Source organism: Tengunoibacter tsumagoiensis, from assembly GCF_003967535.1.
GTDB classification, from domain to species: Bacteria; Chloroflexota; Ktedonobacteria; order Ktedonobacterales; family Ktedonobacteraceae; genus Tengunoibacter; species Tengunoibacter tsumagoiensis.
Map to the genome: position 1 here is coordinate 887,840 of NZ_BIFR01000002.1, position 23,646 is coordinate 911,485.

General features: G+C 50.3%; 22 protein-coding genes and 1 pseudogene. 10 read left to right on the top strand and 13 right to left on the bottom strand.

Translation table 11 applies throughout. The annotated features are described in order from the left end of the window. Positions 1-135: 135 nt before the first annotated feature. Positions 136-990, top strand: a complete 855-nt coding sequence (locus EL628_RS23910) for an alpha/beta hydrolase (RefSeq protein WP_126582524.1) — start codon at positions 136-138, stop codon at positions 988-990. 332 nt (positions 991-1,322) lie between these two features. Beyond that, positions 1,323-1,964, top strand: a complete 642-nt coding sequence (locus EL628_RS23915) for a pentapeptide repeat-containing protein (protein ID WP_245994404.1) — start codon at positions 1,323-1,325, stop codon at positions 1,962-1,964. Positions 1,965-2,251: 287 nt separating this feature from the next. Here EL628_RS23915 and EL628_RS23920 read toward each other — a convergent pair whose 3' ends face one another. Together EL628_RS23920 and EL628_RS29955 are read right to left on the bottom strand one after the other, a co-directional pair. Then, positions 2,252-3,910 carry an FAD-dependent oxidoreductase gene (locus EL628_RS23920; protein ID WP_126583601.1) on the bottom strand — a complete coding sequence of 553 codons (1,659 nt, stop codon included), beginning with the start codon at positions 3,908-3,910 and terminating at the stop codon, positions 2,252-2,254. 108 nt (positions 3,911-4,018) lie between these two features. Next, positions 4,019-4,165, bottom strand: coding sequence for a hypothetical protein (locus EL628_RS29955; protein ID WP_161975724.1), 147 nt, complete (start codon positions 4,163-4,165; stop codon positions 4,019-4,021). Between the two features lie 889 nt (positions 4,166-5,054). On the opposite strand from EL628_RS29955, the gene EL628_RS23925 reads away from it, so the two are divergent. Continuing rightward, positions 5,055-5,375: a hypothetical protein gene (locus EL628_RS23925; protein ID WP_126582525.1), complete on the top strand. Its 321-nt coding sequence runs from the start codon at positions 5,055-5,057 to the stop codon at positions 5,373-5,375. A 159-nt stretch (positions 5,376-5,534) separates the two neighbouring features. Next, positions 5,535-6,302: pseudogene (locus EL628_RS31095) on the top strand (phosphotransferase family protein). A 184-nt stretch (positions 6,303-6,486) separates the two neighbouring features. Here EL628_RS31095 and EL628_RS29960 read toward each other — a convergent pair. Next, the gene (locus tag EL628_RS29960) at positions 6,487-6,654 is read right to left on the bottom strand and encodes a hypothetical protein (RefSeq protein ID WP_161975726.1); all 168 of its coding nucleotides are present in this window, start codon (positions 6,652-6,654) and stop codon (positions 6,487-6,489) included. A gap of 45 nt (positions 6,655-6,699) precedes the next feature. On the opposite strand from EL628_RS29960, the gene EL628_RS23940 reads away from it, so the two are divergent. Continuing rightward, complete coding sequence (locus tag EL628_RS23940; protein ID WP_126582528.1) at positions 6,700-7,119, top strand: EamA family transporter; 420 nt, start codon at positions 6,700-6,702, stop codon at positions 7,117-7,119. A 97-nt stretch (positions 7,120-7,216) separates the two neighbouring features. On the opposite strand, the gene EL628_RS23945 is transcribed toward EL628_RS23940, so the two are convergent. Continuing rightward, positions 7,217-8,212 carry an LLM class flavin-dependent oxidoreductase gene (locus tag EL628_RS23945; RefSeq protein WP_126582529.1) on the bottom strand — a complete coding sequence of 332 codons (996 nt, stop codon included), beginning with the start codon at positions 8,210-8,212 and terminating at the stop codon, positions 7,217-7,219. Positions 8,213-8,398: 186 nt separating this feature from the next. Here EL628_RS23945 and EL628_RS23950 point away from each other — a divergent pair, with 186 nt between their 5' ends. Next, complete coding sequence (locus tag EL628_RS23950; protein WP_126582530.1) at positions 8,399-9,253, top strand: helix-turn-helix transcriptional regulator; 855 nt, start codon at positions 8,399-8,401, stop codon at positions 9,251-9,253. Between the two features lie 267 nt (positions 9,254-9,520). On the opposite strand, the gene EL628_RS23955 is transcribed toward EL628_RS23950, so the two are convergent. Then, on the bottom strand, positions 9,521-10,294 hold the full coding sequence (locus tag EL628_RS23955) for an LLM class flavin-dependent oxidoreductase (protein WP_161975727.1): 774 nt from the start codon (positions 10,292-10,294) through the stop codon (positions 9,521-9,523). A gap of 133 nt (positions 10,295-10,427) precedes the next feature. On the opposite strand from EL628_RS23955, the gene EL628_RS23960 reads away from it, so the two are divergent. Both EL628_RS23960 and EL628_RS23965 read left to right on the top strand, forming a co-directional pair. After that, entirely contained in the window at positions 10,428-10,901 is a 474-nt protein-coding gene (locus tag EL628_RS23960) for a GNAT family N-acetyltransferase (RefSeq protein ID WP_126582532.1), read from the top strand. A 476-nt stretch (positions 10,902-11,377) separates the two neighbouring features. Further along, positions 11,378-12,784: a phosphotransferase family protein gene (locus EL628_RS23965; protein ID WP_126582533.1), complete on the top strand. Its 1,407-nt coding sequence runs from the start codon at positions 11,378-11,380 to the stop codon at positions 12,782-12,784. A 21-nt stretch (positions 12,785-12,805) separates the two neighbouring features. On the opposite strand, the gene EL628_RS23970 is transcribed toward EL628_RS23965, so the two are convergent. Next, complete coding sequence (locus EL628_RS23970) at positions 12,806-13,567, bottom strand: LLM class flavin-dependent oxidoreductase (protein WP_126582534.1); 762 nt, start codon at positions 13,565-13,567, stop codon at positions 12,806-12,808. Positions 13,568-14,341: 774 nt separating this feature from the next. Here EL628_RS23970 and EL628_RS23975 point away from each other — a divergent pair. Then, positions 14,342-15,985 (top strand): hypothetical protein, encoded by a 1,644-nt coding sequence (locus EL628_RS23975; protein WP_126582535.1) that lies wholly within the window; start codon positions 14,342-14,344, stop codon positions 15,983-15,985. A gap of 177 nt (positions 15,986-16,162) precedes the next feature. On the opposite strand, the gene EL628_RS23980 is transcribed toward EL628_RS23975, so the two are convergent. From EL628_RS23980 to EL628_RS24000, 5 genes are all read right to left on the bottom strand, one after another. Next, positions 16,163-16,612, bottom strand: a complete 450-nt coding sequence (locus EL628_RS23980) for an acetyl-CoA carboxylase biotin carboxyl carrier protein subunit (RefSeq protein WP_126582536.1) — start codon at positions 16,610-16,612, stop codon at positions 16,163-16,165. Between the two features lie 135 nt (positions 16,613-16,747). Then, complete coding sequence (locus tag EL628_RS23985; RefSeq protein WP_126582537.1) at positions 16,748-18,022, bottom strand: DMT family transporter; 1,275 nt, start codon at positions 18,020-18,022, stop codon at positions 16,748-16,750. A 61-nt stretch (positions 18,023-18,083) separates the two neighbouring features. Next, positions 18,084-18,302 (bottom strand): hypothetical protein, encoded by a 219-nt coding sequence (locus tag EL628_RS23990; protein WP_126582538.1) that lies wholly within the window; start codon positions 18,300-18,302, stop codon positions 18,084-18,086. A gap of 505 nt (positions 18,303-18,807) precedes the next feature. Continuing rightward, positions 18,808-19,932, bottom strand: a complete 1,125-nt coding sequence (locus EL628_RS23995; protein WP_161975728.1) for a gamma-glutamyl-gamma-aminobutyrate hydrolase family protein — start codon at positions 19,930-19,932, stop codon at positions 18,808-18,810. A 101-nt stretch (positions 19,933-20,033) separates the two neighbouring features. Continuing rightward, complete coding sequence (locus tag EL628_RS24000) at positions 20,034-21,434, bottom strand: WD40 repeat domain-containing protein (protein ID WP_161975729.1); 1,401 nt, start codon at positions 21,432-21,434, stop codon at positions 20,034-20,036. Positions 21,435-21,810: 376 nt separating this feature from the next. Here EL628_RS24000 and EL628_RS24005 point away from each other — a divergent pair, with 376 nt between their 5' ends. After that, positions 21,811-22,065, top strand: coding sequence for a hypothetical protein (locus tag EL628_RS24005; RefSeq protein WP_126582541.1), 255 nt, complete (start codon positions 21,811-21,813; stop codon positions 22,063-22,065). Positions 22,066-22,295: 230 nt separating this feature from the next. Here EL628_RS24005 and EL628_RS24010 read toward each other — a convergent pair whose 3' ends face one another. Together EL628_RS24010 and EL628_RS24015 are read right to left on the bottom strand one after the other, a co-directional pair. Further along, on the bottom strand, positions 22,296-23,090 hold the full coding sequence (locus EL628_RS24010; RefSeq protein ID WP_126582542.1) for an SMI1/KNR4 family protein: 795 nt from the start codon (positions 23,088-23,090) through the stop codon (positions 22,296-22,298). Beyond that, positions 23,087-23,611, bottom strand: coding sequence for a hypothetical protein (locus tag EL628_RS24015; RefSeq protein WP_126582543.1), 525 nt, complete (start codon positions 23,609-23,611; stop codon positions 23,087-23,089). The genes EL628_RS24010 and EL628_RS24015 overlap by 4 nt, the downstream gene beginning before the upstream one ends. Between the last annotated feature and the right edge of the window lie 35 nt (positions 23,612-23,646).

Here is a 23,646-nt window from a genome sequence, read left to right on the forward strand (position 1 = left end):
TCCCAGTTGGATATGCACGTGCTCAGAGTACTGACGTAGCGGTCAGATATGGTCTGGCCCCTATGACAGAATGATCCCGGTATGTTCCCTTCTACACACTGAAATAACGTCCACCGACATAGCAAGGAGTACATCATGACAGTTCTCACGATCCATGAACAACAAGAAATCGACCGCGCCAACCAGGAGGGCAAGCAGCCAATAGTCTTCGTCCACGGCCTCTATCTCCTGGCATCCAGTTGGGAGAACTGGCGCGTCTTCTTTGAAGAACAGGGCTATGTAACCCTCGCGCCCGGCTGGCCCGACGACCCGGAGACCGTCGCAGAGGCCAATGACGACCCGGAAGTTTTTGCCAACAAGCGCATTAAGCAGGTGACGGAACACTATGCCCAAGCCATCGGTCAACTGAAGAGAAAGCCCGTCATCGTTGGTCATTCCTTCGGTGGCCTCATCGCTCAACAACTGGCCGACGAAGGCCTATCGGCGGTGACGGTTGCCATCGACCCTGCCGGGTTTCGTGGTGTGTTGCCCGTGCCGCTCTCCGAACTCAAGTCTGGTGCGCCAGTCCTCTCGAATCCCGCCAACTATCACCGGGCCGTCACCCTGACCTACGAGCAGTTTCGCTATGGCTTTACCAACGCGCTCTCGGAAGAGGAAGCCCATCAACTCTACGACCGGTACGCAGTCCCTGGCTCCGGCACGCCCGTCTTCCAGGCCGCTGCCGCTAATCTTAATCCGTGGACAGAAGATCAGGTCAACACCAGGAACCCCGAGCGCGGACCCCTCTTGCTCATTGCGGGCGAGAAAGATCATACAGTCCCGCTGGCGGTCGTCAAGGCTGCATACCAGTTGCAGAAACACAATCCCGCCGTCACGCAGTTCCGCGAATTCGCGGGTCGTGGACACTCCCTCACCATCGACCACGGCTGGCGTGCGGTGGCTGAGATTGCTCTCGCCTTCATCGCAGAGCAGCTCCAGATCAGCCAGTAGTCTGTCCTGACCTGTCACCTCCAACGGAGACCTGGAAGTCCCTGGTTTTCTGTTGGAAGTGGCAAAATTTTTTGACACAGATGAGGACTGCCGCATGCACACGGCTGGCAACCGTGGTGCCGTCAGGCGTAACAACGTCTCCCGATGGCACAAAAATCCTTTCAGCACATGGGGACGCTGTTATCAGAGTTCAGGGCTACTGTGCATGGCGTACTTTCACTTCCGATCAAACGTGTTTTTTATTAGAAGCCAGAAGATGTACAACAAATTGCTGATCTTTTCTGACCTTTTCTCTTCATAAATTAGTGGATATAGTGGAAAGGAAGGATACTGTGAAAGTTTCATCCAGGCGTGCGTGGTATCACATACACCATCATTGGATAGCTTGTGAGATTGCCACGCTCATACTGATAGGGATTATTGTATTACTTATGACCGGCTATCAACTTGATTGGACCGGATTTAAAGGCAAGACCCTCTGGGATTGGCTCAATGTCCTTGGAGTTCTGGCTATTCCTGTTGTTGTGGGTATTGGGACCGCGTGGATCAGTACCCAACAAGCCCAGGAATCTGCGCTTCATCAATACCTGGATACGATGGCGTCCCTCTTACTCAACAAGAACCTGCGCGAATCAAGCGCGAATACAGAAGTGCGCGCCGTTGCGCGTGCTCGCACATGGACAGTATTACGGTTGTTAGATCCAGCCCGTAAAGAAATCATCTTCAAGTTTCTGCAAGAATCTGACCTTATTCATATCATCGATTTAAGTCAGGCCGATCTCAGTGGCATGAGTTTTCGTAATATTGATTTGCGGGAAGCCAATCTGAGTAATGCTGATCTGAGTAATGCTGATCTATGGGGTGCCAATCTTGATGGGATTAACTTCATGACAACGAATGTGACAACCAGGCAACTCCTAGAAGCCAGGTCTCTTAAGGGCTCAATCATGCCTGATGGATCTATCCATCAATGAATTGTTCATAGCATATAATGTGAGTAGTGCATAGGCGTGTATGGATTGAAAGTTGGGCCTTTCGCAGTAAGAGCAACAGTGTATCTGGGAACGTTTCTATGGTGCTCAGATCAGCGCAGAACCGAATGACGGCGATGAGATCATTGGGTTATCCTCTTTGCCTGGCGATAATGCGCAGCATGGAGGTCAGGTAGGGGTTGAGAACATGGCTGGGAGAGGGTTCCACTTTCTGGTTTACCCTTCCTCTTAAGTGAAGGATGAAGAGGAAGGGCATGCTAAGGATTAACCTATCCCAGGTAGCGATGGATCAGCAGCACCGCCATGGAGCCTTCTCCAACACTGGACGCGACGCGTTTGATTGAGCCATGTCGTACATCTCCGGCGGCAAAGATGCCTGGTACGTTGGTTTCCAGGTAGAAGGGATCGCGCTCAAGCTGCCAGTGTTCAGGTTTATGATGTTCTGCATTCATTAGATCGGGACCAGTCAGAATGAAGCCCCTCTCATCGCATTTGACCGTCCTTTTTAACCAGCCTGTGTGCGGTTCGGTACCGATAAAAATGAACAAAGACGCTGCGGGTAGCGTCTGTTCCTCTTGCGACTGATCATTGACAATGGTAATACTTTCTAGATGGTGCTTTCCATGTACCGCGACCACACGAGTGTTCGTCTTCACTGTAATATTTGAGGTGTGGTTGATCTGGTTGATCAGGTACCAGGACATATCCTTTGCTAGCGAATCGGCACGCACCAGCATGGTGACGCTGCGTGCATATTTTGAAAAATAAATAGCTGCCTGCCCGGCTGAATTTGCTCCGCCGACGATATAGACATCTTCATTTTTACAAAGTATGGCCTCGGAAACGGAAGCGCCGTAATAGACGCCCGCGCCGACGAGAGAGGATATGCCAGGAACTTCTAACTGGCAATAGGAGACACCGCAGGCGAGCAGAAGTGTGTGGCAGTATACTTCTGACTTGTCTTGCATGACAACAGAGCGATACTGCCCATTGACCTTGATTCTGCAAGCTTTTTGTGGGGTAACTATTTCCGCACCAAAGCGCTCTGCCTGGACTACTGCGCGGCGCGCCAGTTCACCTCCGCTTAATCCTGTAGGAAACCCCAGATAATTTTCGATGCGTGAGCTCAAGCCTGCCTGACCGCCAGGGGCCTCGCGCTCTACCAGGAGCGCTGATAATCCTTCGGATGCACCATAGACAGCGGCTGCCAGCCCGGCTGGCCCTGAGCCGATGATAATAAGGTCATAAAAGGGTTTCTCTGCATGTGTTTTAAGCTTAAGCTTATCCGCAATCTGTAGTAGCTCAGGATTAACCAGATAGGACCCGTCGGGAAAGATCACAACCGGCAATTTTCTCCGATTCAAGTTCAGGTGCTCTAGCAGACGCAAAGCATCTGGCCTGTTTTCGATATCTAGCCATTGGTAAGGTACCTGATTGCGTGCCAGAAAACGGCCGATTTCGTATAGTTTTGGAGACCAACGATGATCAATGACGCGTAGCGGTGTTAAGGACGGATCGTAGGTGATCAACCAGCCGGTCAGGATATCATCCACGGCTGGATATAGGCATTGCTCCGGCGGGTCCCAGGGTTTGACAATATAATAATCGATACGACCTTCATTGATCTCGTGAACCGCCGCGTGTGTATCCATATAGGAAATCAACAGGATGCGTTTGGCCTGCGGAAACTGCTCTCGCGACACCCTCAACAGATCCGATCCACTTACTTCGGGCATCTGTTCGTCCGCTATCAACAGGGCTACAGGTTCATTAAATACGCTCATTTTTTTTAAGATGTCTAGCGCCTGTTGACTTGATTGCGCCGCTATGATGCGAAAAAGGTCACTATACTTCTGTTCCAGATCATGCTTAAGTTGCTGCACAATTTCAGGTGTAGCATCGACAATGACAATGGCTGGCTTCTCCATCATGGCCTCCGGAAGCGATAGCATGAAGATCTAGGGCCTCAGTAGCAAGACGCATTAAAAAGTATTGCGAAAGAAGTCGTTTCCTTCTACTTAAAGAGAGAGCACCTATTACAGCATCTCAAGCGGACGCGGCTCAGTTGGCGCGGGAAATACGCGGTCGAGCTGAGCGAGATCCTGTTTGGTCAGGTGTACATCGAGCGCAGCATGGTTCTCTCGTACGTGTGCCGTGGTCCCTGCTCTGGGAATAGTGTTCAAGTGCCCACTTCAATGTTGGTCGGATAATCAATAGCCTTCTGCTTCCTGTCTCTCGACTCTTAATCTCACAGAGCACGAGATCGGCACCGAGAAATTTCTTCACTCAAAGACCTCGATGGATGGCTAGGTTTGTGAGCAGATTACCGTTGGGTGACACGTATTGGTCTCACAAAAAGTTACTCGTCTATTTGGACTGCGTGCCGATGGACTTTGGACACGTAACGTTTGTCAGCTTGAATACCCCAACGGCGTGGAGTCATTCATGAGGAGACACTTGTAAACGTCAAGGTGATACTGGCTCTTGCTGTGGAGCGATTCCCATTGATCTCCGACAGTTTTTTGACAGTGGTGTTTCCCTTGTGGAGTGTCCCAATTGTACCAGCACTAGCTCGCTCATACTACACAAGGGAATACTACAATTCAAGCCGCACAAGCGGCACAAAACGTGCTCGACTTCAACAGAACCACGATAGGCGAGACACGAAATGGTCTGGGCAGTGGTAAATCAGTAGCGCCTTTTTCTGTCCGAATATCCCCTTTATTTACAAAGGAGCACTGAACACATCCAGATGTGGAGTGATACTGAGTGGAACCTGTGTCGTTGAATAAGTAAGTACAGGCGGAACACAGGTGTATGCCGAACTCCCCTGTTCAGTGGCTGCATTATGTTGTATTTACTGTCAGGCTAGGGGAAACCGTTCTTGTGCCTCCCCGAGGATTTGGTTCGCGTTTATGTTACGCTGTTGTGACAGGGGATACGATCTCTGAGTGTGAAAGATGACTGGATGAGATTTTCCACCTGATGCAAATTGAACTAGAACTGCTGTAAAGTGCTATTCAAATAGGCAAGAAGGAGAGTAATTGTGAAAAAAAGGTTATAGTGAAGAGCTTGTCTGGATTCAAAGTGAAGATGATCTGCGCCCAGTGCGCAGGCCCTTCTGGACTGGTTACCTGGCAGCCCGCTCGATGTATTTGGCATGACGACACAGAAACCGCTCATCGCAGATATACAGACTCCGTTGCTGATCTTCTATGGAACCAGAGATATTGGTACTGTACTGATGCTAAGTTAGTGCGTATACGGGAAAATGCGATCTCCGCTCCTCAGGTAGATACACGGCTTGTTGCCAATGCTGATCATATGTATAGCAAGCATGAACAAGAGATTGCTGCAATGATTGCCAACTGGCTGGATGCACATTTGAAGTAAAGAGGTCTGCCTGGTAAAGAACGAACTGATCTTGCGTGAGAACTGGGCAATGGCGAGTACAACAATGTCTACCTGCTAGAGTTTGCTAAGAGGGAGACGGTGATACTGTGAGTGGCTCCCCGGTCAGCAGAGCACGTAGGATGGCTTGAGCACAGTCTCATGCGGCGCGAGTATCTGCTCCAGCCGTATTTTGCTCCGATAGCACCGCTGCTGCCGAAAATCCTCATGATAGACTTTACTCATCAGCTTACCCCGCGGGATTATATGTTCCAGACGTATATGCCCGGCGAACTGTGGTCAACCGTGATGGATGAGTTGACTGAGGAGGAAAATGATGCATTGTGGCGACAGTTCGCCCACATTGTCAGGACGATAGCTACTATCAAAGGGGACGTTTTCGGTATGCCTTATCCTGGGCGGCATTTCACTACCTAGAGTGAGAAGGTACTGAAAACGCTTGAACAATCACAGCGAGAGGCAATGAGGAACGGACTCGATAGTGAACCTATGCAGAGGCTGTGTCATATTGCTGCCACTCATATTGACCTGATTGATGAAATTACCACGCCCTGCTTGTTACACGGAGATCTCTGGCCTTTTAATATTCTGATTCAGCGCAGAGATGAGGGGCCGGTCATTAGTGCGGTTCTCGATGCAGATCGAGGCTACTGGGGCGATCCGCTCGCCGACTGGACATTTCATCTGCTGGAGCGCAAGGTTTCCCCTCATGTGCGAGAGGTGTTCTGGCAAGCGTTTGGTCGGCCTGCAGAAACCCCTGGGCTCCATTTCAGGGAGTGTCTCTACAGAGGGATGCATTGTTGTCATGTTCTCAACGAGTTACAGCGATGCAATCTCACGAAGCATATGGAGGCGGTATATGCAGACCTGCACAAAGCGCTGGCAGAGCTGCAGGTAGTAGCACCATAGAAAGAGCGAGGGCCCCTTGTCTCATCACAAGAGACAAGGGGAAGGGCTGTGCCTTGCTTCCAGTGCCCCTTGAGCACTATAATCTGGCAAACAGATAGGATTGGTTCTCTCTTTCTTTAGGAAGATAATATTGGTATGGAATACACTCTCATTTGCCCTACATGTGGAGCTACCAACGAGCGAACTAGCCTCGATTGTTTTGCCTGTGGGCAATGGTTATCGAAGGCTTTACGACAAAAACAGGCCTCCTTCCTCCAACAGCAAAATCTTGATCATGCCGTCCATCCTGTAAAGCGCTTTCCCTTTGCGTGCGGACGGCGCGAAGCAGGCGATAGGCCATGGTTCGCTTCAATGGGACATCTGATCCTTTGCTTGCCTCTTCGCAGTTGGAGCTTCGCTGGCAGCTGCGGCCTCCTATGGTATTGCCAGTGTCTATATTAAAGTCACTCTTGGGAACAAGGTAAGTTCATTGGCAATAGCAACATGCAGTCAATTCTTTGCGGCCCTCTTTTTGGTTCCGCTGGCGCTGGTTGTCCCTCCGGCACAAGTACCGGCCCCCAGTGTATGGTTCGCAGTCGCGGCACTGGCTCTCCTTTGCACTGCGGTCACGCTCCTGCTCTATATCTGGTTGATTACCCACGCTGGCCCAACGAAAACGCTGATGGTGACCTTTCTGGCCCCCGTCTTTGGCGTTTTTTGGGATATGCTGTTCCTGAAAGAATCTCTCACGCTGAGTTTGCTTATTGGCCTTGTTATCATTCTGGTGGGAGCTGGCTCCTATTTCGTAGTCATCCGAAACGGGACAATAATACTTTAAAAGAATAACAGGTATATAGTATATTGAAACAAAAAGTACATTATTCTCAGAGAAAGGTACCATTTTGTTTCAACGAGCCTGCTGAGAACCGCCCTCTTTAAAGAGAGCCAACCAGATGGATCAACTGTTTTCGTTCACGTTCCTCGTCAACAATGGGAACGAGTTGCAGCATTAGCTCATCCAAGCCACTCGCCAAAAGCTCTTTCAGACGACGACGTATTGTTTCCTCAGAGCCGCTGACCACTAATGTTCGTACTAAAGCATCGATTTCTTCTTCATTGCCCTCCGCTGCTCTCTTAAAGCCAGCAGCCGCCCACATCCGAGTGAAAGAGCTAAAGCGTGCGGCAAATTGCACCCCCTGGCGCATCTTTGACCGAACTTTCTCTTCATCAGTACTCAGCGCAATCCGCACATGCGCAATGATTGGAGGAACGGAACGCCCTCGCTCCTCAGCTCCAGCACGCAGTTCGGGAAGTGCCGACTCCAGAAGATAGGGGATCGGGCAGGCCCAGGAGATTGCTCCATCAGCCATCTCCCCTGCCAGCCTGAACGTTTTGAGACCGACTGCTGAAGTCAAGAGAGGAAGCGAAGCCCTCCGTGGCATAGAAGCGTTCAGGAGAGTATGCTCCACGTTGAAAAACGTCCCGTGGTGAGAGATCGCTCCATCCTTGAAAATGCCGCGCAGGATCTCCAGGTACTCCTGGAGATAGGACAGTGGAGTCGTCTGCGCGAGACCATACGAGTTTTCAATCAACATTCGATTGCCGGGACCGATTCCTAACCGCAGGCGTCCAGGAGCAAGATCCTCTATTGCGAAAGCCTGCCTTGCCAGCGTCAACGGGTGACGTGTATACACGGGAACAATCGCGCTTCCAAGCCTGATGCGCTCAGTTTGTGTAGCAACCGCCGCAAAGAACGTTACAAGGTCGGCATCTCCGGCATTCTGTGCCCAGATTTGTTGGACCCCTGCCTGCTCTGCTTCGCGGACTTTGGTGATGGCATCCAGGATATCAGTCGCCTCAGAAAAAATCCCAACGCGATCACGAATGGAGCGCGGAGTTTCAATTGTTGAAAAATGCTTTTTTTGCTGCATCAGATGTTCTCTCTTTCTCTCATCTGCACGTTTTTGTCCTTTGCCGTGACCGCATGGATCACGGGGAAATGGACGAGCCAATCGATCTGGTGGTATTATGGGGCAACACCCCTGCTGAAACCAGGAGTGTGTTTTCTCATAGGTGTAAAAAGTAACAGTTTTTCGCTGCTGAATGATGAGGAACAGATGACAGAACGCGTAAAGCGTCGAGCCGGGCTCTCCGATTTTTTGCGCACCCGTCGTGCTCGCTTGCGTCCCGAACAGTTTGATTTCCCAACAGGTGCGAGGCGACACACGCCTGGACTCCGACGTGAGGAACTAGCAGGACTCGTGGGCGTGGGTATTTCCTGGTACACCTGGCTCGAACAAGGCCGAGATATTCAGGTCTCCGATCACGTCCTCTCTCGCCTCGCAGATATCTTGCAGCTCGACGTTGAGGAACGTCGTCATTTATTTACGCTGGCACGAGATCGCATTCCGCTGCCAGGAGAAGCAGATAGAGAGAAGCTTTCACCGCACACTCCCTATCAAGCTATCCTCGATGCCTTTCTCTACCCGGCCCAACTGCTCGATCATCGTTTGAATGTGGTGGCGGGGAATAGCAGTGCCAGCCAACTCTTCGGCGATTACTCCACCCTCTCTGAGCGCGAACGCAATCTGGCCTGGTCGCTCTTCATGAACCCGTTGCAACGCCAGCGTTTTGTCCACTGGGAACGTGCCGCACGCGGTTGCATTGCGCACTTGCGTGCGATAAGGGACCAGTATGGCGATGAAGCATGGGTGACGGAATTGATTGCCGATCTGCAAGCCGCCAGCCCTGAATTTCGGGCCTGGTGGCCTGCGCATGAAATTCTCCTGACATGCAACAGTTTTGGTGAACTGTATCATCCCCTGGTTGGCAACCTGGCCTTGCAGATCACGACGCTCACCGTTCCTGAAAGACCTGATTGGGGGATGGTTGTCTATACTCCTCTGTCGCAGACCGACACGGCAACCAAGCTAGACGCGTTGATGAGAGGGGAAGCTTATCCCCATCTTTGATCTGGCAAGATGAGACAACAGAGCTTTTTGGGGACAATCATTATTTTCATCATCAGAATGAGGATCACGGCGAAAGAGAAACCGCCTCACGGACCCATAAACGTAGCATATCTCTTCGTCTGAGAAAAGGCAAGCTTTTTAATCCAATTTCGTCATTCATAGGAGTCTACATCGTAGCAGGGAGTGCGTCCCAGATCTCTCTTGAGAACAGGCATAACCCACATGATGAGAAAAAGAGATATGTCCCATGAGAGAGCAAGAAACTTGTTACGCAAGCTTTTCTGCTACATTGCACAATGCGGGAAGAGATGTGAAAGGATGCCAAAGGTTGAAGTACACACGAGAGACACCCATCTTCTCTAATGCTTCAACCTGCTGCTCAAATGCTGCTACTTCCTGGTCCCAGCCGATGGAGAGTTGAACAGGTCTTCTTGATTTCGCGATATGGAGGCTCGCTTGTCGCAGCATATCTTCTCCCCATACATTGATTTCATCTGCGTACTTGATCGCACTTCGTACAAGATAGCTTGATCCGCCAGCACCAATGACAATGCGGGGGGGACGGGCTGGAACTGGACGGCACCCAGCTCCTTGTGTATGGAGATAGCGACCCTCAAAGGTAACGTGTTCACCAGTCCACACTCGTTGTAACAACATGATGGTCTCTTCCAATGCATCTACTCGTTCATGACCAGCAGGCCAGGGCTCTCCCCATGCATGAGGCTCTGGTGGGTAATCCCCCGCTCCAATTCCTAGTTCAAAGCGTCCATGACTCATCATCGCCAGCATGGTTGTTTCCTTTGCAAGGCGACCAACCTGCATATTTGGGTGAGAAAGAACCATGGGGACCAGACTCACGCGTTGAGTTGCCACTGCGAGTGCCCCATAGAGTGTGAGCCCAGAAAGAAAAGGGTCATCAGCATCGCCATAGTAGCGATCCCCAATACCAATGGCGTCAATACAGCTTTGATCTGCTTCTTTTGCTGCTGCAAGCATATCTTCCCATTCCGTTTTGGCGTAGAATATTACTCCAATGCGCATAGGCGTTTTTGTCTCCCTCACTCGTTCATCAGCCTCTGTGCTGTAAAAGCAAGTATACCCAACACCTGCGAAAAATACCAGATCCCGCCTCATTATCTGGATCTGTCCCGATTTTGACGATAGATAACAAAGAATGCAAACTCAACTTGAAGTTTGCCGTTTGACCACCAGGAGTGGCCATTTTGGTGAGAACTCGTCGAAACAGGGAATATGCCAGCCTTTCGTGATCGTTGATCTTGCCAGTGGGCGCATTGTTGGCGAGACGCGGTACGTGAATATCATGGTGCAGGATCGCGGTTTAGAAATCGGCTCGACCTGGCTGGCCCCATCGGTTCAGCGCACCGGCATGAATACCGAGGGCAAATATTTACTGTTGAACCATGCCTTTGAGCAACTAAGCGCGATTCGCGTGCAACTGAAGACGCATCACCTCAATGTACAATTGCAGCGGGCTATTGAGCGCCTGGGCACGGTGAAAGAGGGCACCCTGCGCAACTGTAGGATTATGCCCGATGGCTCCTATCGTCACTCAGTTTACTACAGCATCATCGAAAGCGAGTGGTCGCAGGTCAAAGCGGGGCTTGAGGCAAAGATGCATCGTGCTTGAGAACAGATGGACATCACGTTTTTGTGTGAGAGGCCCCGGCTCACCTGAGCCGGGGCCTTTCGTGATGAGGATGAATGGTAAGCTTTCATTGGACGATAAGATTATTCAATGTGTATGCAGTAATACAAACACTGGATGAGGAATAGTAGAGCGGAAAAGAGTAAAGGACTAGATGGAAAAAATGGCATATATACAATTAATCTGTATGCATTTATAATTAGAGAAGATACTGTTGGCTGCCAAATAAAACTTCGTTTTGGCTGTCCCATATTTTTTCGCCGATTCTCTACCAACTGACTAGAGAAGCTAGAAACGAGCAATGGAGCATGTTTGTATCTGCTAAAACCGTCGGCTTTTATCTGGCAACTCTGCAAGAATCTTCAGGCAAATGATAGAGCACGTCATGAACATACAGGCGGTTCAACGAGACGGTATTGAGCAACTCCCACTTGTAAAGCAAGGAAAGGCACTTTTGAATGACTGAGCATCACATAAAACCTCCTGCCGTTGACCTGATCGTGTTTCGTCAAGCAGACTTGCAGGTCCTGCTCCAGGCCAGTGGCGAGGAATGGGTTCTTCCAGTTCTTCCACTGCCCCAACGTCCCTGGCCTGCCGATGTCCAGGCACTCAGCGAGTCAATGAAGCAATTGTTTGGGCTTCCTCGACCCTGGCCGGTTGTACGCTGTGTCGCGATGCAGGAAACGCCTCCCTTCTCGGCATTGTGCTTTTTTGTGGAGTGCCCCGATCCTGCATGGCAGCCCACTGCCCCAGATCTGCAATGGGTCGCGTCCTCGCAGCTTGAGCATTTGCCGTTCGCCAGAGAGGAGCAACGCGCTTCTATCGAGCACGTGCTTCACGAGGTGGAGACGGGCTATGTACCACCGTTGCGCACGCCCTGGGAGCGTCTGGGCTGGTTAAGCGAAGCCTCCTCCTGGATCGTTGAGCAACTGGCACAGCATAACTACCAGGTGCGTGAAATTGAACAGGTGAAGCACTGGTGCATCTCCTGTGTCTTGCGTATCCATACAATGTCGGAGACGCTGTATTTCAAAGCGACCTTGCTTCCCTCACATACGAATGGATATGCGACAAATCCGCTATTGTTTTCCAACGAAGCGGCATTGGTTAGCTTCTTGGCCTCCCACTTCCCTGAGCATGCACCTGTCCCTATCGCGGTTGATGAGCAGCGAGGCTGGCTCCTTATGCGTGATTTCGGCCACGCCCTCAGTAACCAAAAAAAGGATCTCGACCGCTTCACGCGTGTGGTTAGCGTGCTTGGTCAGATGCAGACAGCGCTCAATCACCAGGTCCCACAACTCCTCGCGCTTGGTTGCAAGGATCGAAGGTTGGGCACGCTACTCGACGAATTTGCCACCTTGCTCGCTGATGAAGCGGTATTGGCAGACCTGCAGGAGGAGGAATGCGCTCGTGTGCGTGCCTCTGTCCCCGTGCTTCACGAGCTGGTAACACGACTGGAACGCTACAACATTCCAGCATCCCTGGTCCATGGTGATCTGCATCCAGGCAATATTGGGATACATCAAGAACGAGTTGTCTTCTTCGATTGGACCGACGGCTGTGTCTCGCATCCTTTCATTGATGCTCTGATGATGACTGCTGGACAGTATCTTTTTCCTGATATTGCTGATGCTCGCTCGCAATTACGCGAGGCCTACCTTGCCGCCTGGTCAGCCTATGAGACGCCAGAACGGCTAGAAGAGGCGCTCACGCTGTCGCAGCCGATCACCATGTTGCTTCTGACGATCAGCTTCCAACGCCTCTTCAACAATTGCGAGCCACTCTGGCAGCCATTCTGGCGCGAAGGGGTCGCGGCCTGGCTCCGCGATATGCTCGAAAGCCTGAGCGAGTGTCAACTATCGTAGCGAAAATGTCAAGACTACCATTTAAGAAAGACGAGAAGGACCTTGTCGGAGACGTTGACGTTGTGCAATTGCATCTCGATTCCATACTGACTCAATCCACCACGTGACACCAGCTTTCGCATATGGAGCAATGATTGCAGCCGCTCTCTCTGGATCATCTCCAGGCGTCTCTGCCTCAGTAATAATGTCAAAGGGCATAGGAGACAGGCGTTGGTTTTCAACCAGGGCTTTCCATTGCCCAATCTCATCTGGCGTTCCCTGTACCATTGCTCCATCCGCATGAGTTGCGCGCCTGAGCTGACTCGGTTTTTTACCCCCAACGACCCAGGTTGGAATACGAGGAAGTTGTAAGGGTTTGAGACCAGTCATTTCTTCTAAATGATAGTGCTCCGCACTAAATGTGAATGGTTCACCGCTCCAGAGGCCATTGATAATTGTAAGCCCTTCATCGAGCATCCTGGCTCGAATTCCATAGTCCTTTACGACTCCAGTCTGATCCAGTTCAATGACTCCAAGACCAACTGCAAGAATGACACGTCCTTGTGAAAAATGATCCAGTGCTGCTGTTTCAAAAGCCACAGTCCAGGGATGATGCAGTGGCAATGCTGTCACCATCGTACCTAAGCGAATATGCTGTGTATGAGCAGCAATAGCTGTAAGCGTGACCCAAGAACTTCCCCACTCGTCTGTGACAAAAACACTATCCCATCCTGCGGCTTCCGCTTCCTGCGCCATTTCGATCTTTTCTTGTAGAGTACCAAGGAGAACAAAACCGTACTTCATAAAGAAAGCTCCTTTTTCTTTCAGAGTGCAATCCAATATACGATACTCTTGTTAACATACCCTGTCATATTTGGCTCTTGAGTATTACGGCTTAGGAATACTCAAGGGTCTTTGTTCGCATCAGTATGAAAGAATTGGTTCAAGTCAAACCTTCCAGGGTGGTTTTCATACTACTGAAGCTCTTTAGTTTCCGTAATGCCCCAATATTGACCTTGACCCGCGTTTGGAGGTCATCTCCAATTGTTGCAGATACCTGATACATTTTATCTCTCCCATCCTCTATCGCAACAAGCGACTGTTTCTTGCGATAAAATTGTAAGAGACGATGGATCAAACTCCATTGTAGAACAATGAAAATCCCATCCATTTGCCAATGCCATCGGAACAAGTAGAATACTTGTCATGTCAATTATTCATGAAGTAGCTTATTTCTATTGACTTGACGGTAAATCTTGTGTACATTAGTAGCAGAAGCGTTTTGTGCCAATTGGTTCGTGGGGGCAAACGATCTGTTGCCTTCACACAGACAACGAAATAATGTGCCAGACCTGGACAGAAGTGAAGATGCTCCCCATCGTTGACGTTGCATCCTTTGTGTTGGATCGAGGGAGTGAAGAATAACAACGTTTCTTCCTCATCGTATACCTTTTATCCAACTCTTTCCACGAGACTGATCCTTTCCCCCACCCTGTTGAGAACGATCCTCGTATCGTATCGGCTGTTCACGGAGTGCTCTTTCGGAGACCGTCTTTTTTTCATGAAATTGAGCAGAATATGATTCTTGATAACGCTCACCTTGTGGAAGACCAGAACACAGGCCTTGTGGTACCAGAGAGTCAACGTTCAGTATCACTATTTCGCATGGAAGACCAGGATTCTTTGCAAGAGGTTATTGACCTCCTCCGTCAACAAGAATGTGCTATCTTTCTTCTCTTACCAATTTCTGGACAGATATTTCTCCAGGCTGACCATTTTCTTGCGCTCCGCTCTTTCCTTGACGAAAGAAAGCATCCTTCCTTTTTTGCTCTGGTCATCCCATCTCATCGCACCCAGGAAATAGCCCTGGCCACTCGTTATGGCATCGAGCATGCTGCCTCTGTTGAAGCGGCACTTCAATCGCTTCTCTCTTTTTATTCTCGTGACTTTGAGGGTGCACATCCACCTATTGAGATGATGAGACACGATCAAAGAACAGAGCCCATTCCAATGATAAGGGATTCTGCTTTTGGGAATGGCTCGCCAGGAGCATTCACAGCAAGAAAACGGCCATATCTGCTCGGTATGGGGGTCGTTCTTGTCCTGATGCTTCTCGCGAGTCTGATTGTCGTCCCGCTCCTGCTCCTTCCAACACATCCAACCACGATCAAACGGAACACAGAAACAGGACCAATTGGAACGCTCATGTTTGGGAGTAGTGGGCAATTTGACCCGAGTATCACCAGGGGATACAACGATATCATTATGATGTCACTTCACTCCATTCCACCGCCCCCAGCAGGTCTGTGTAATGATGTGTGGTTACTTCCAGATGCAGGCGATGATACCATCCCCCCATTGCTTATCGATTCTCTTCATACAGGAGGAGATGTTCATGTGATGTACACATCTCCCGATCATACCAATCTGCTTGCATCGTATAGTGGGGTACGTGTGATTGCCCAATCGAGTACTATCACGCCCGATACTCCCAGCCAGGATCCCGCAGATTGGCGATGGCAGGGATTTATCCCAAACACGCCAACGCCAGGGGATGGAAAACACTATTCCTTACTCTCTCATTTGCGGCATCTGCTTGCGAAAGATCCAACCCTACAGGAGAACCAGCTCCCTGGTGGACTGGCGACCTGGCTTACCCGTAATGTCGCAAAAGTCGAAGAGTGGGCTTCAGCAGCACAAGGGGATTGGCATGGCCTACAGACAGATGGGACACAAATTCACAACCATATGCTCCGTATTTTAGCGTATCTGGACGGGTGGTCCTATTATCTCCAGGATGTTCCCGCAGCATCGCCGTGGATTGTTGATCCACAAGCTGGAAAGATCGGGCTTCTCAATCGTGTTCCCAATCAAAATCCCCCCGGTTTTCTGGAACACGTTGCGATGCATCTGACAGGTCTGGCTGAAGCGCCAGGTCATACTGCCCAACAGCGCCAACTTTCTATCCTGGTAGATACAGCCATTCTGAGAATGAGAACAGACCTACTTCAAGTCCGGACGGACGCAGCGAAACTGGCGCAAATGAATGGGGAGCAGTTACAGCAACAAGATACTGATACGATCCTCAATGAAATGGCAATGCTTACCACGGAGGTCAAATCGGGCTGGTTTGATCCCAGTACGGGCGAAAATATGGGAGGCGTTTTATGGATTGCCTCTTGTCTTCAACAACTTACGACGATACCAGTCACCCTTCCATAACCTCAAGCGTAGCAGCCTCTTGTCGAGCTATCAGGGGAGGAATGCGCTCTCCTGTGCCTTCTGTTGATAGTACCCTTGTCCAACGTTCGCGTTGGATGAGGGTGCTATGTTTTTCTCTTTGAAACGTCGATGCACGATATTCCTTGCTTATGGTCTGGCTTCTTTGCAACGGAACATTTACCTTTTGTGTATTTTTACGCCGATAACGCACAGTACGTCGCCTGCATCAACCTTCTTTCCTTCTTCTTGCTTGATTTCCAGCAGCACTCCATGGTGAGGTGCCTGGATATCGAAATATCGTTCAGCCTGTACCGTAACAAGGCTTTGACCAGTCCGTATAGTCTCCCCTTTTGCAACATGCCACAAGAGAATGTGTCCTTCTCCAAGAGGATTCATGTCAGGAATACAGATGGAAAGATGATAGAATGTCTCATCCTCACTCCGATGTTTTGCAGCACGCCGTTGTTGGAGCCTGATCACACTGATGAGAAGCATGATCACAAGAATGATGACGATACCCATCTGGCCTATCCCGATGATACTACTATGTAACCAGCCTCTCAGGAGAGACGCATCAAGTGGCTGAAAGGCTCTTCCTTGAGCAAGAGATCCGCTTAGTTCTCTCATGATGTTGTCTGCTCTCCTTTCAAGAAACCCCTGGGCGAACTCGAGAGGAAGACGAGAGAAGCGAGAACCCTCTTCCCTTTGAAAAAGGACGATTTTTTCTCTTGTCGTGATGAGAAAAAGAAGGAATCGCCAACGCTATCGATTGAAATCTAGCTGGAGGTGTGTTGATACACACCATGATGGATGAATTCTGTAACATGGTATCATACGAGCATTCTGGTAAGAAATAATGTATCCCCGTTTTTTTAAGATGCTCAGAAATCGATGTAAAGAGCCAGAAGGAAGACCAGTCAAACAGTGGAGTGTTGGGAGATCAACGCCTTCAGACATCGGCCAGAGTGTTGTCAGCAGTTGTTGCGTATATCTTCCTTGAGGCAGATACATTCTTGAAACGGAGGTTTGCAGCAGCCTCTCTTGCTGGAATGGTTGGTGTTTCTCTTTCTCGTTCATTGGTTTCTCTGTTGTGCTTGTCCACGCTTGCAAGACAAGACTTCCTACGATCAACGCGCCGCTTAGATAGACAAAGGGCCCAAAACGCTCGTGAGCAAAGAGATAGGCAAAGGCCGCTCCTGCAACGGGTTCGAGGGTCCCAAGGAAGGTCAAAAGGACTCCATTGACATAGCGTCGCATCGTGATCATCGTAATCATTGGGAGAAGTGTTGTTGCCAGACCCACATAGGCAAACGTGAGGTTATCCTGTGGCAAGATGAAATGAACCACCTGCCAATGACCAAAGAAGAACGCATACAGAAGCATTTCGATGACCATGGTCAATAACTCTATCCCAAAAACAGCGCGGAGCGATATCGTGTTGTTCTGTCGTGATTGATGCCAGAGCCTTTCGGTCAGAAACGAATAGCTCAACAACAATACCCCTCCCACCAGAGCAAGAAGATCACCAGCCCAGTGCATCGTTGAGACGGAAAGTAAGACGGCGATGCCTATCGCAGAACAGAGGCAGGCCAGCCAGGTGAGCAAAGAAATCCGCTGTCGACAGAGGAGCCATAAGAGAAGCACAACGATAAGACCATTCAGACAAGAACATATCGCCGTCTCTGTCATGCTTGTACTGGTCATTGCCAGCGTCAGGCACAGCAATGCGATCGACATACAACTTCCCAAACCACATCCCCAGAGGAGGATGCTCCAACTCATTCTCCAGTGAGACCAGATGAGACAAAAAAGTGCAGCCGGAAGGAGCCAGACCATTTGTGCTGCTAGAAACAGAGCGGTATCGATGTGCTGAAGCGTTGGTTTCGCAACGGGATAGAATGAAGCGGAAAGCAAACTCATCAGAATAAATGCCCCATATCCCCAGAGGCGTCGTGAGCAGACGACGTTCTGAAAGAGCAGACGTCCGTTCCTCAACACGCGCGTACGTTTCGAGATCGATCGATCAGGTGTTTTCATGATCCTTTTCTTCCTTTTCTGTTTCTCGTTTTTAAGCTTTTGAAGGTATAAGTTTGTATCCTTATGTATTCATCTGTAGGTAGTGAATAGTGTGTGCATGACCATCTGTACAGGCAATACCTGAGAAGCCGCCAGAGGAAGCCAGTGGAAGGAGGTGTAAGCGTTGTCGCAGATGGACCACCTCGCTCAGGCTGTGTAGTTCTTCCTTCCATTCAGATGAGATCCATTGATCTGGCCATGTGTTTGCCTGTCCATTCAGTGGTTCAGGTGGCAGTCTCATGATCCCTGGTGATTTTTCTATTGACCAAAGAGGAACATTTGGGAAGAGGAAAGGTTCTGGAGCAGGCTGTCTCTTTGAATACTGCCTGGGGATGAATAGTAGCAGCATCCAGAGGAGAACACCAACGCCTGCACCCGCCCCGATCACTCCACTCAGAGACAACGCATAGAAGACTGGGGGAAACTGGAGAGAAACAGATGTTCTTGAACAGAGAAAGCCGACATTTGCGAGCAGGCTGAGTATGCTTCCAAGAAACACGAAAACAAGAACTCTTCGGCACACTCCCAGAAGCGATGAAGAGGAGGATCGTCGACCATCATCTCTTGCCTGCCCTGATCGATGAGGAGTGTCTGGTCTCTGTTGTTTTTGGTGCCTGTGTTCCTTGTGGAATGGCTTAGAAAATGACATGACTGGCGTCTTCTTCTGTGAGACGAACTTTTTTGTATGTGTTGTCATTAGAGAGCACCTTTCTTGTTCTACTCCGCCGTATAAGGAGGCGATAGATTTATCGTGACATGCCTTTTAATTTCTGCCGTTTGATTCTGCTCCATTCTTCTTTTGTTGGCGGATGTGCGCGCTGTCGCATACGTTCTTGTCCTCCTCGACGCTCTGTTGAGAGAGGCGTTGAAAGGGAGGAAGAGCGCGGTTGTTTTTCTTCCTGGATAGATTGATGAGGCAGGGGGACCAGTGATTGTCCGTGTGTGACGAGGTCATAGACAGTCCGACAGATCGTATGGCGAGCAGATTCCCACCCGCTTTGTTGATGTCTGGTCTGGTCAAAAGACTGGCAGGCATGAAGAAAGGCATCAAACAGTGTCGTCCCATAGATGTGATCAAGTCCCCAATCAAGTCGTCCCACCATCCCCAGCCCAAAGGCTTCATCTCTGCGCTCAAATGCGACAACTGTTCCATCTTCGGACTGCGCACAGGATCGTAGTCCTGGTGCAATGTGCTCCACACCCTGGTTGGGCATAAACGGCAGCTCCCAGGGCTTCTGTTCGCCCTCTTGTCCTGTCAGCGCTGGTTGGAGTGCAGTCGCAAGCGTACTTTGTGCGCGGACGCGAATGGTCCGGCGGTCCCAGGTATCGGGCGTGAGTGCAGAGGTCGATGCATCTGTCGCCACATGGCTTCTGCGCTTGCCCCCTAACGCACTATTCCATGTTTCTGCACCATCGCCAATAGCAAGGATGGGCATGCCAATGTAGGTTGCTAATTGGGCCAGTGCCATTTCCCAGGCCATCGGCCAACTTTCTGGTCCTGATCCCTGCTTCTGTTCTTTTCCCAAGGGGTGCCAATCTCCTCCCTGGATACCTGCTGGGAGAACCAATCCATCCATTAACTGGATCAGCGGCCAGAGAGATTGATACTGGTGCTTGTGAGTGGGAAAGGGCCACAGCGGGATGAGAAAGATTCTCCCTTGCATCCGTTCTATCGCCCATGCACTGACCGCATCGGTTACCAATAGCGGTCCTTGATGGCTCTGTTTCACTGGAATAGGAATGCCAATGATGGGTTGATGGCTGCGTGAGCCGGGAGCTTTCCACGCATCGAATGGCTCTTCACGTCGTCCTTCAGTATTCCCAGCCATCTTTGTAGCAAACAGTGTGTCTAGGGAAGAATCAGTGATCATTGTTTCTGTTCCTTTTCTTACGTTGTGATACGAAAAAAAGATGCGTTTCACGCAGAAAAATAGCATTGACTCACTACAATGGTTGTCGAGAGAGCATCTGTTTATCTTTCGGAGATAGGAACATGCCAGATGGCTACCTGTGATCCGAGCGCACCTCCAAGAAAGTGGCCCGTAGGAGACCATGAAAGCGCCCTTGGCACCTCCTTTTGTCGTTGGATGAACAACGGGGTACGTCTTTGTTGAGACCAGATAATGAGCGTGTGATCCTCTCCACCACTGGCAAGGAGCCTTCCATCAGGAGAAAAAGCCAGCGATCGTACGGATTGTGTATGCCCTTGGAGATGGATCGCTTCGTCCAGACAATGCGCTCCAAAGGTATCAAGTTCCTGATGCTGACAGATGCGCCCATCCATCCATAGGGAGATCACATGGTCATCACCTCCTATGGCAAGGCTTCCTGTAGAGGAAAGGGCTGCACTTCGTAAGGCTTGCTGATTCACGGAATAGTAGCCATGAAGCTCTTGCCCGTTGAGCGCACTCCACATCCGAGCAAGACCACCTTCCGAGACCGTGACCACCGTTGTTTGAGCGATAGCAAGCGCCTCAATAGCAGAGGTATGGTGGCGGAAGATCACAAGCGGTTGATACGACTGTCCACTCCACACCACTGCCTGATTATCAGTTCCAGCAGAGAGTGCACGTGGTACTGACTCCTGCGTCCATCCCAGTGAGGTAAGAGGTGCTGTGTGTTGTGTCGCATTTTCAGCAAGCAGGACACCTGTAGCAGCATTGAAAAAGGAAACGGTATTTGATGAGCCGATGAGGAGATGCGTTCCGTCAGGGGACCAGGCCATGGCTTCTATAGGGGCTGAAAATTGATATCTGGAGCGAATAGTTCCTCCCTCTCTATTCCACACAAACGCGCTCCCATCGGTGCTACCTGAGGCAATGATCCTTCCATCAGGGGACCAGGTCAGTGTTCTTACCGGTTGCTGATGGTGAGCAAACAGGGTCTGTAGTGAGAGGAGCGTGACTGGTTCTGGGGATGGAGTCATGAGGTGTTGGGTGAAAGCCGTCGTTATGCCAGATCCCAACCCAAAGCAACTGGAAATGGCCAGCAGACTGAGCAGTGAGCGTCGGGAACAGGGCAACACTGTCTGCGATTTCTGATGGATTCGACTCTTTTCCCGGGCATGCTTCCAGCGTGATGTTGTGTGCGGACGTTCTGGTTCAAGGACGAAGTGGCTTCCAGAAGGAAAGCGAGCATCTGCAAACTGACCCGTTGTGAGGAGCAAGTGATTTCCAGACACTGCGCGTAACTGATACTGAATGGGGGTGCCAAAGGAATCAACGAAAGGATAGCCAAAACGCGCAGCAAGCGTCATAATCCATGGACCAATTGCGGCCTGATCATCTACCTGTACTCGATGCACGCGCATTGCGGTAGGATCAATCATCCCACGTTGGGGTCGTTGCTCGATAATGATCTCTCGTCGTGCCATGCTCTCTTTCTCCTGGTTTCTCATCCTGCGAACAGCATCCTGGTCAAGGATGGGAAAAGGACAATCAACAGGAGTGAGTATACCAGCTGAGGAGAGGGAGCAGCGGGGGAGGGCAGGGAGAGGTAGGAGGAGGCAGAGGGGCGATGGAAGCGAAGGGCAAAGAAGAGGAATGAGGGGGGGCGACGTCAGAACATGTCTCTCATCTGCTGATTGCTGCTCAAGATCGCCTGCCTTTGTGCTGCCTCTCCAGTATCATCAATACTTTCCCCTCTTATCAGCTAGACTTCTTGTAAAGCATGAAAAGAACAAACCTCACTCTCCTTGCTTCACAGAAATGTCAAAGCAAGAGAGTGAGACAACCGAGAGAGGAAGAGTGATGGCGACAAAGGAAACCGAGCTGACTCCAGCCAAACGAAAGCGGCTTCTCAAGAAGTTTGGTCCCAGTCCAAAAGGATATACGACCAGAGAACTCGAGCAATTTCTTGATCTGCTCTACGGAATGTATAGTCATGTCTATACTGCCTCCCAACTCTCTGAAGTGGTAATTAGTGATCCATTTGATCGATCTGAGACTCCTCGACAGATCAAGTTGGTAGAATTTACCGATTGGCTAGAAGCAGTACTTGTGTAGCCAGGGACTTTGAAGCCGGTTGCCCGGTATGGCTTTCGTGGCCTGGGTCTACCCACCTGGAGCGACAAACTCTTGCAGGAAGTGATACGCCTCATCCTGTTTGGTGGAGGAGAAATTTTCTCGTAGAAAAATCCCATGAGGGTGAACAAAAAGCTCTATCTGTGGTATCCCCTTGTCAATGAGTTTGGGTGAGGTGAGGTTGAAGAAAGAAGTGAGAAGCATCTCTGTTCTCACGCTTTGTAGTATTGGGCCTGGAATGTGCCGTCAAGCCAGCGTTCCCACCAATCTTCAAACGATCCATCCTGGCGATGGAGACGGGAAAAGGTCTTTTCCCCGCTCAGTGTTTCTTCGCCATATCCAACAGTAACGAGGTAGAGGCGACCGCTTCGAGCGTGCAGATAGAAAGCATCCTCCGATTGCCAATCACAGATGTGTAAAAAAGAGGTTGGCCATTCGCGCTCAGAAAGACGGATCAGCCTGGGATCTCCGTGCTCCTGTTCAAACTGTTCGAGGTCAATGTCAATGGTTTGGAAGAGGAACGGATAGTTCTTATGGCAAAATGCTTCTCCGAACTCTTTCACAAGGTCGTTCATCATCATTTCTTTATAGCGAGGATCCTGGCGAACCCAGTAGCAGAACCCTCCCAAAGAGCCAATCAGGCCTGTGTCGGGGCCGAAACCGCCATTGGCAACCTGGAGATAAAGCGCACGGAGGAGGGGAGGATGAGCAAAGCCCATCACTTCTTCCGTCATCTGAAGTTGGGCTTCTGAGGCTTTCGGAAATTCGAAGCCGGTGTGTGGGTCGTGTGTCAGCTCTCGAGAATGGAGGCTCCCATTCTCAAAATAATGACCACCATGTTTGCCCAGGTGGATATCCGGACCGTACCAGCGTTGCTGATGACACCGTTCCAGGATACGTTGACAAAGATTGGAAAAGTCGCTCTCCTTCTCATGAGTCGCTTGAGCCATAATAGATCCCTCCATACCATTTACCGCCATTTTGCCGATCAGAGGGAGAGATGTCATTTCTCTGCTCTCCATGCAATCACACTGCCGACAAAAGCAAGAACCATGCAGGTGAGGAGACCATCATAGCCCCAGTTGTCAATGTCACCGATTTTGCCACTTGGAGCACTGCCAGGTATGTTGTGTACTGGCCAGCCAGGCCAGCGCCCAAACTGGCTGACGTTCGTGCAAGAGCAAAGGAACAAAAAGAGCATCAGGCCGAGTGCCAGAGCTATCGCCAGCGCACATCCTCGGAGAGGCCGTTCATCGTGATGAAACGTGCGATCCTGCCAAAGGGCGCCCAGCGTTGCTAGGAGCACCAGCCCACCAAGCACCGGGATCACCCAAAGATTCGGCACATTTTGGAGGATCTCGTGATCGGGAAGAAGAATCTGACTGCCTAAGTTGAGGAGCTGCCAGCCTGTAAAAGTTACAAGGGAGCCATCAGAGGTGGAAGTTGTCAAGTAGGGGAGAAAGCAAAAAGCAATCAGAGCGAGAATACAACTCGTCATCGTTATCAAATGGCCTTGAACGCGAGACATCTTTTCCTCCATGTGACATGCTCAAAGTACCACAT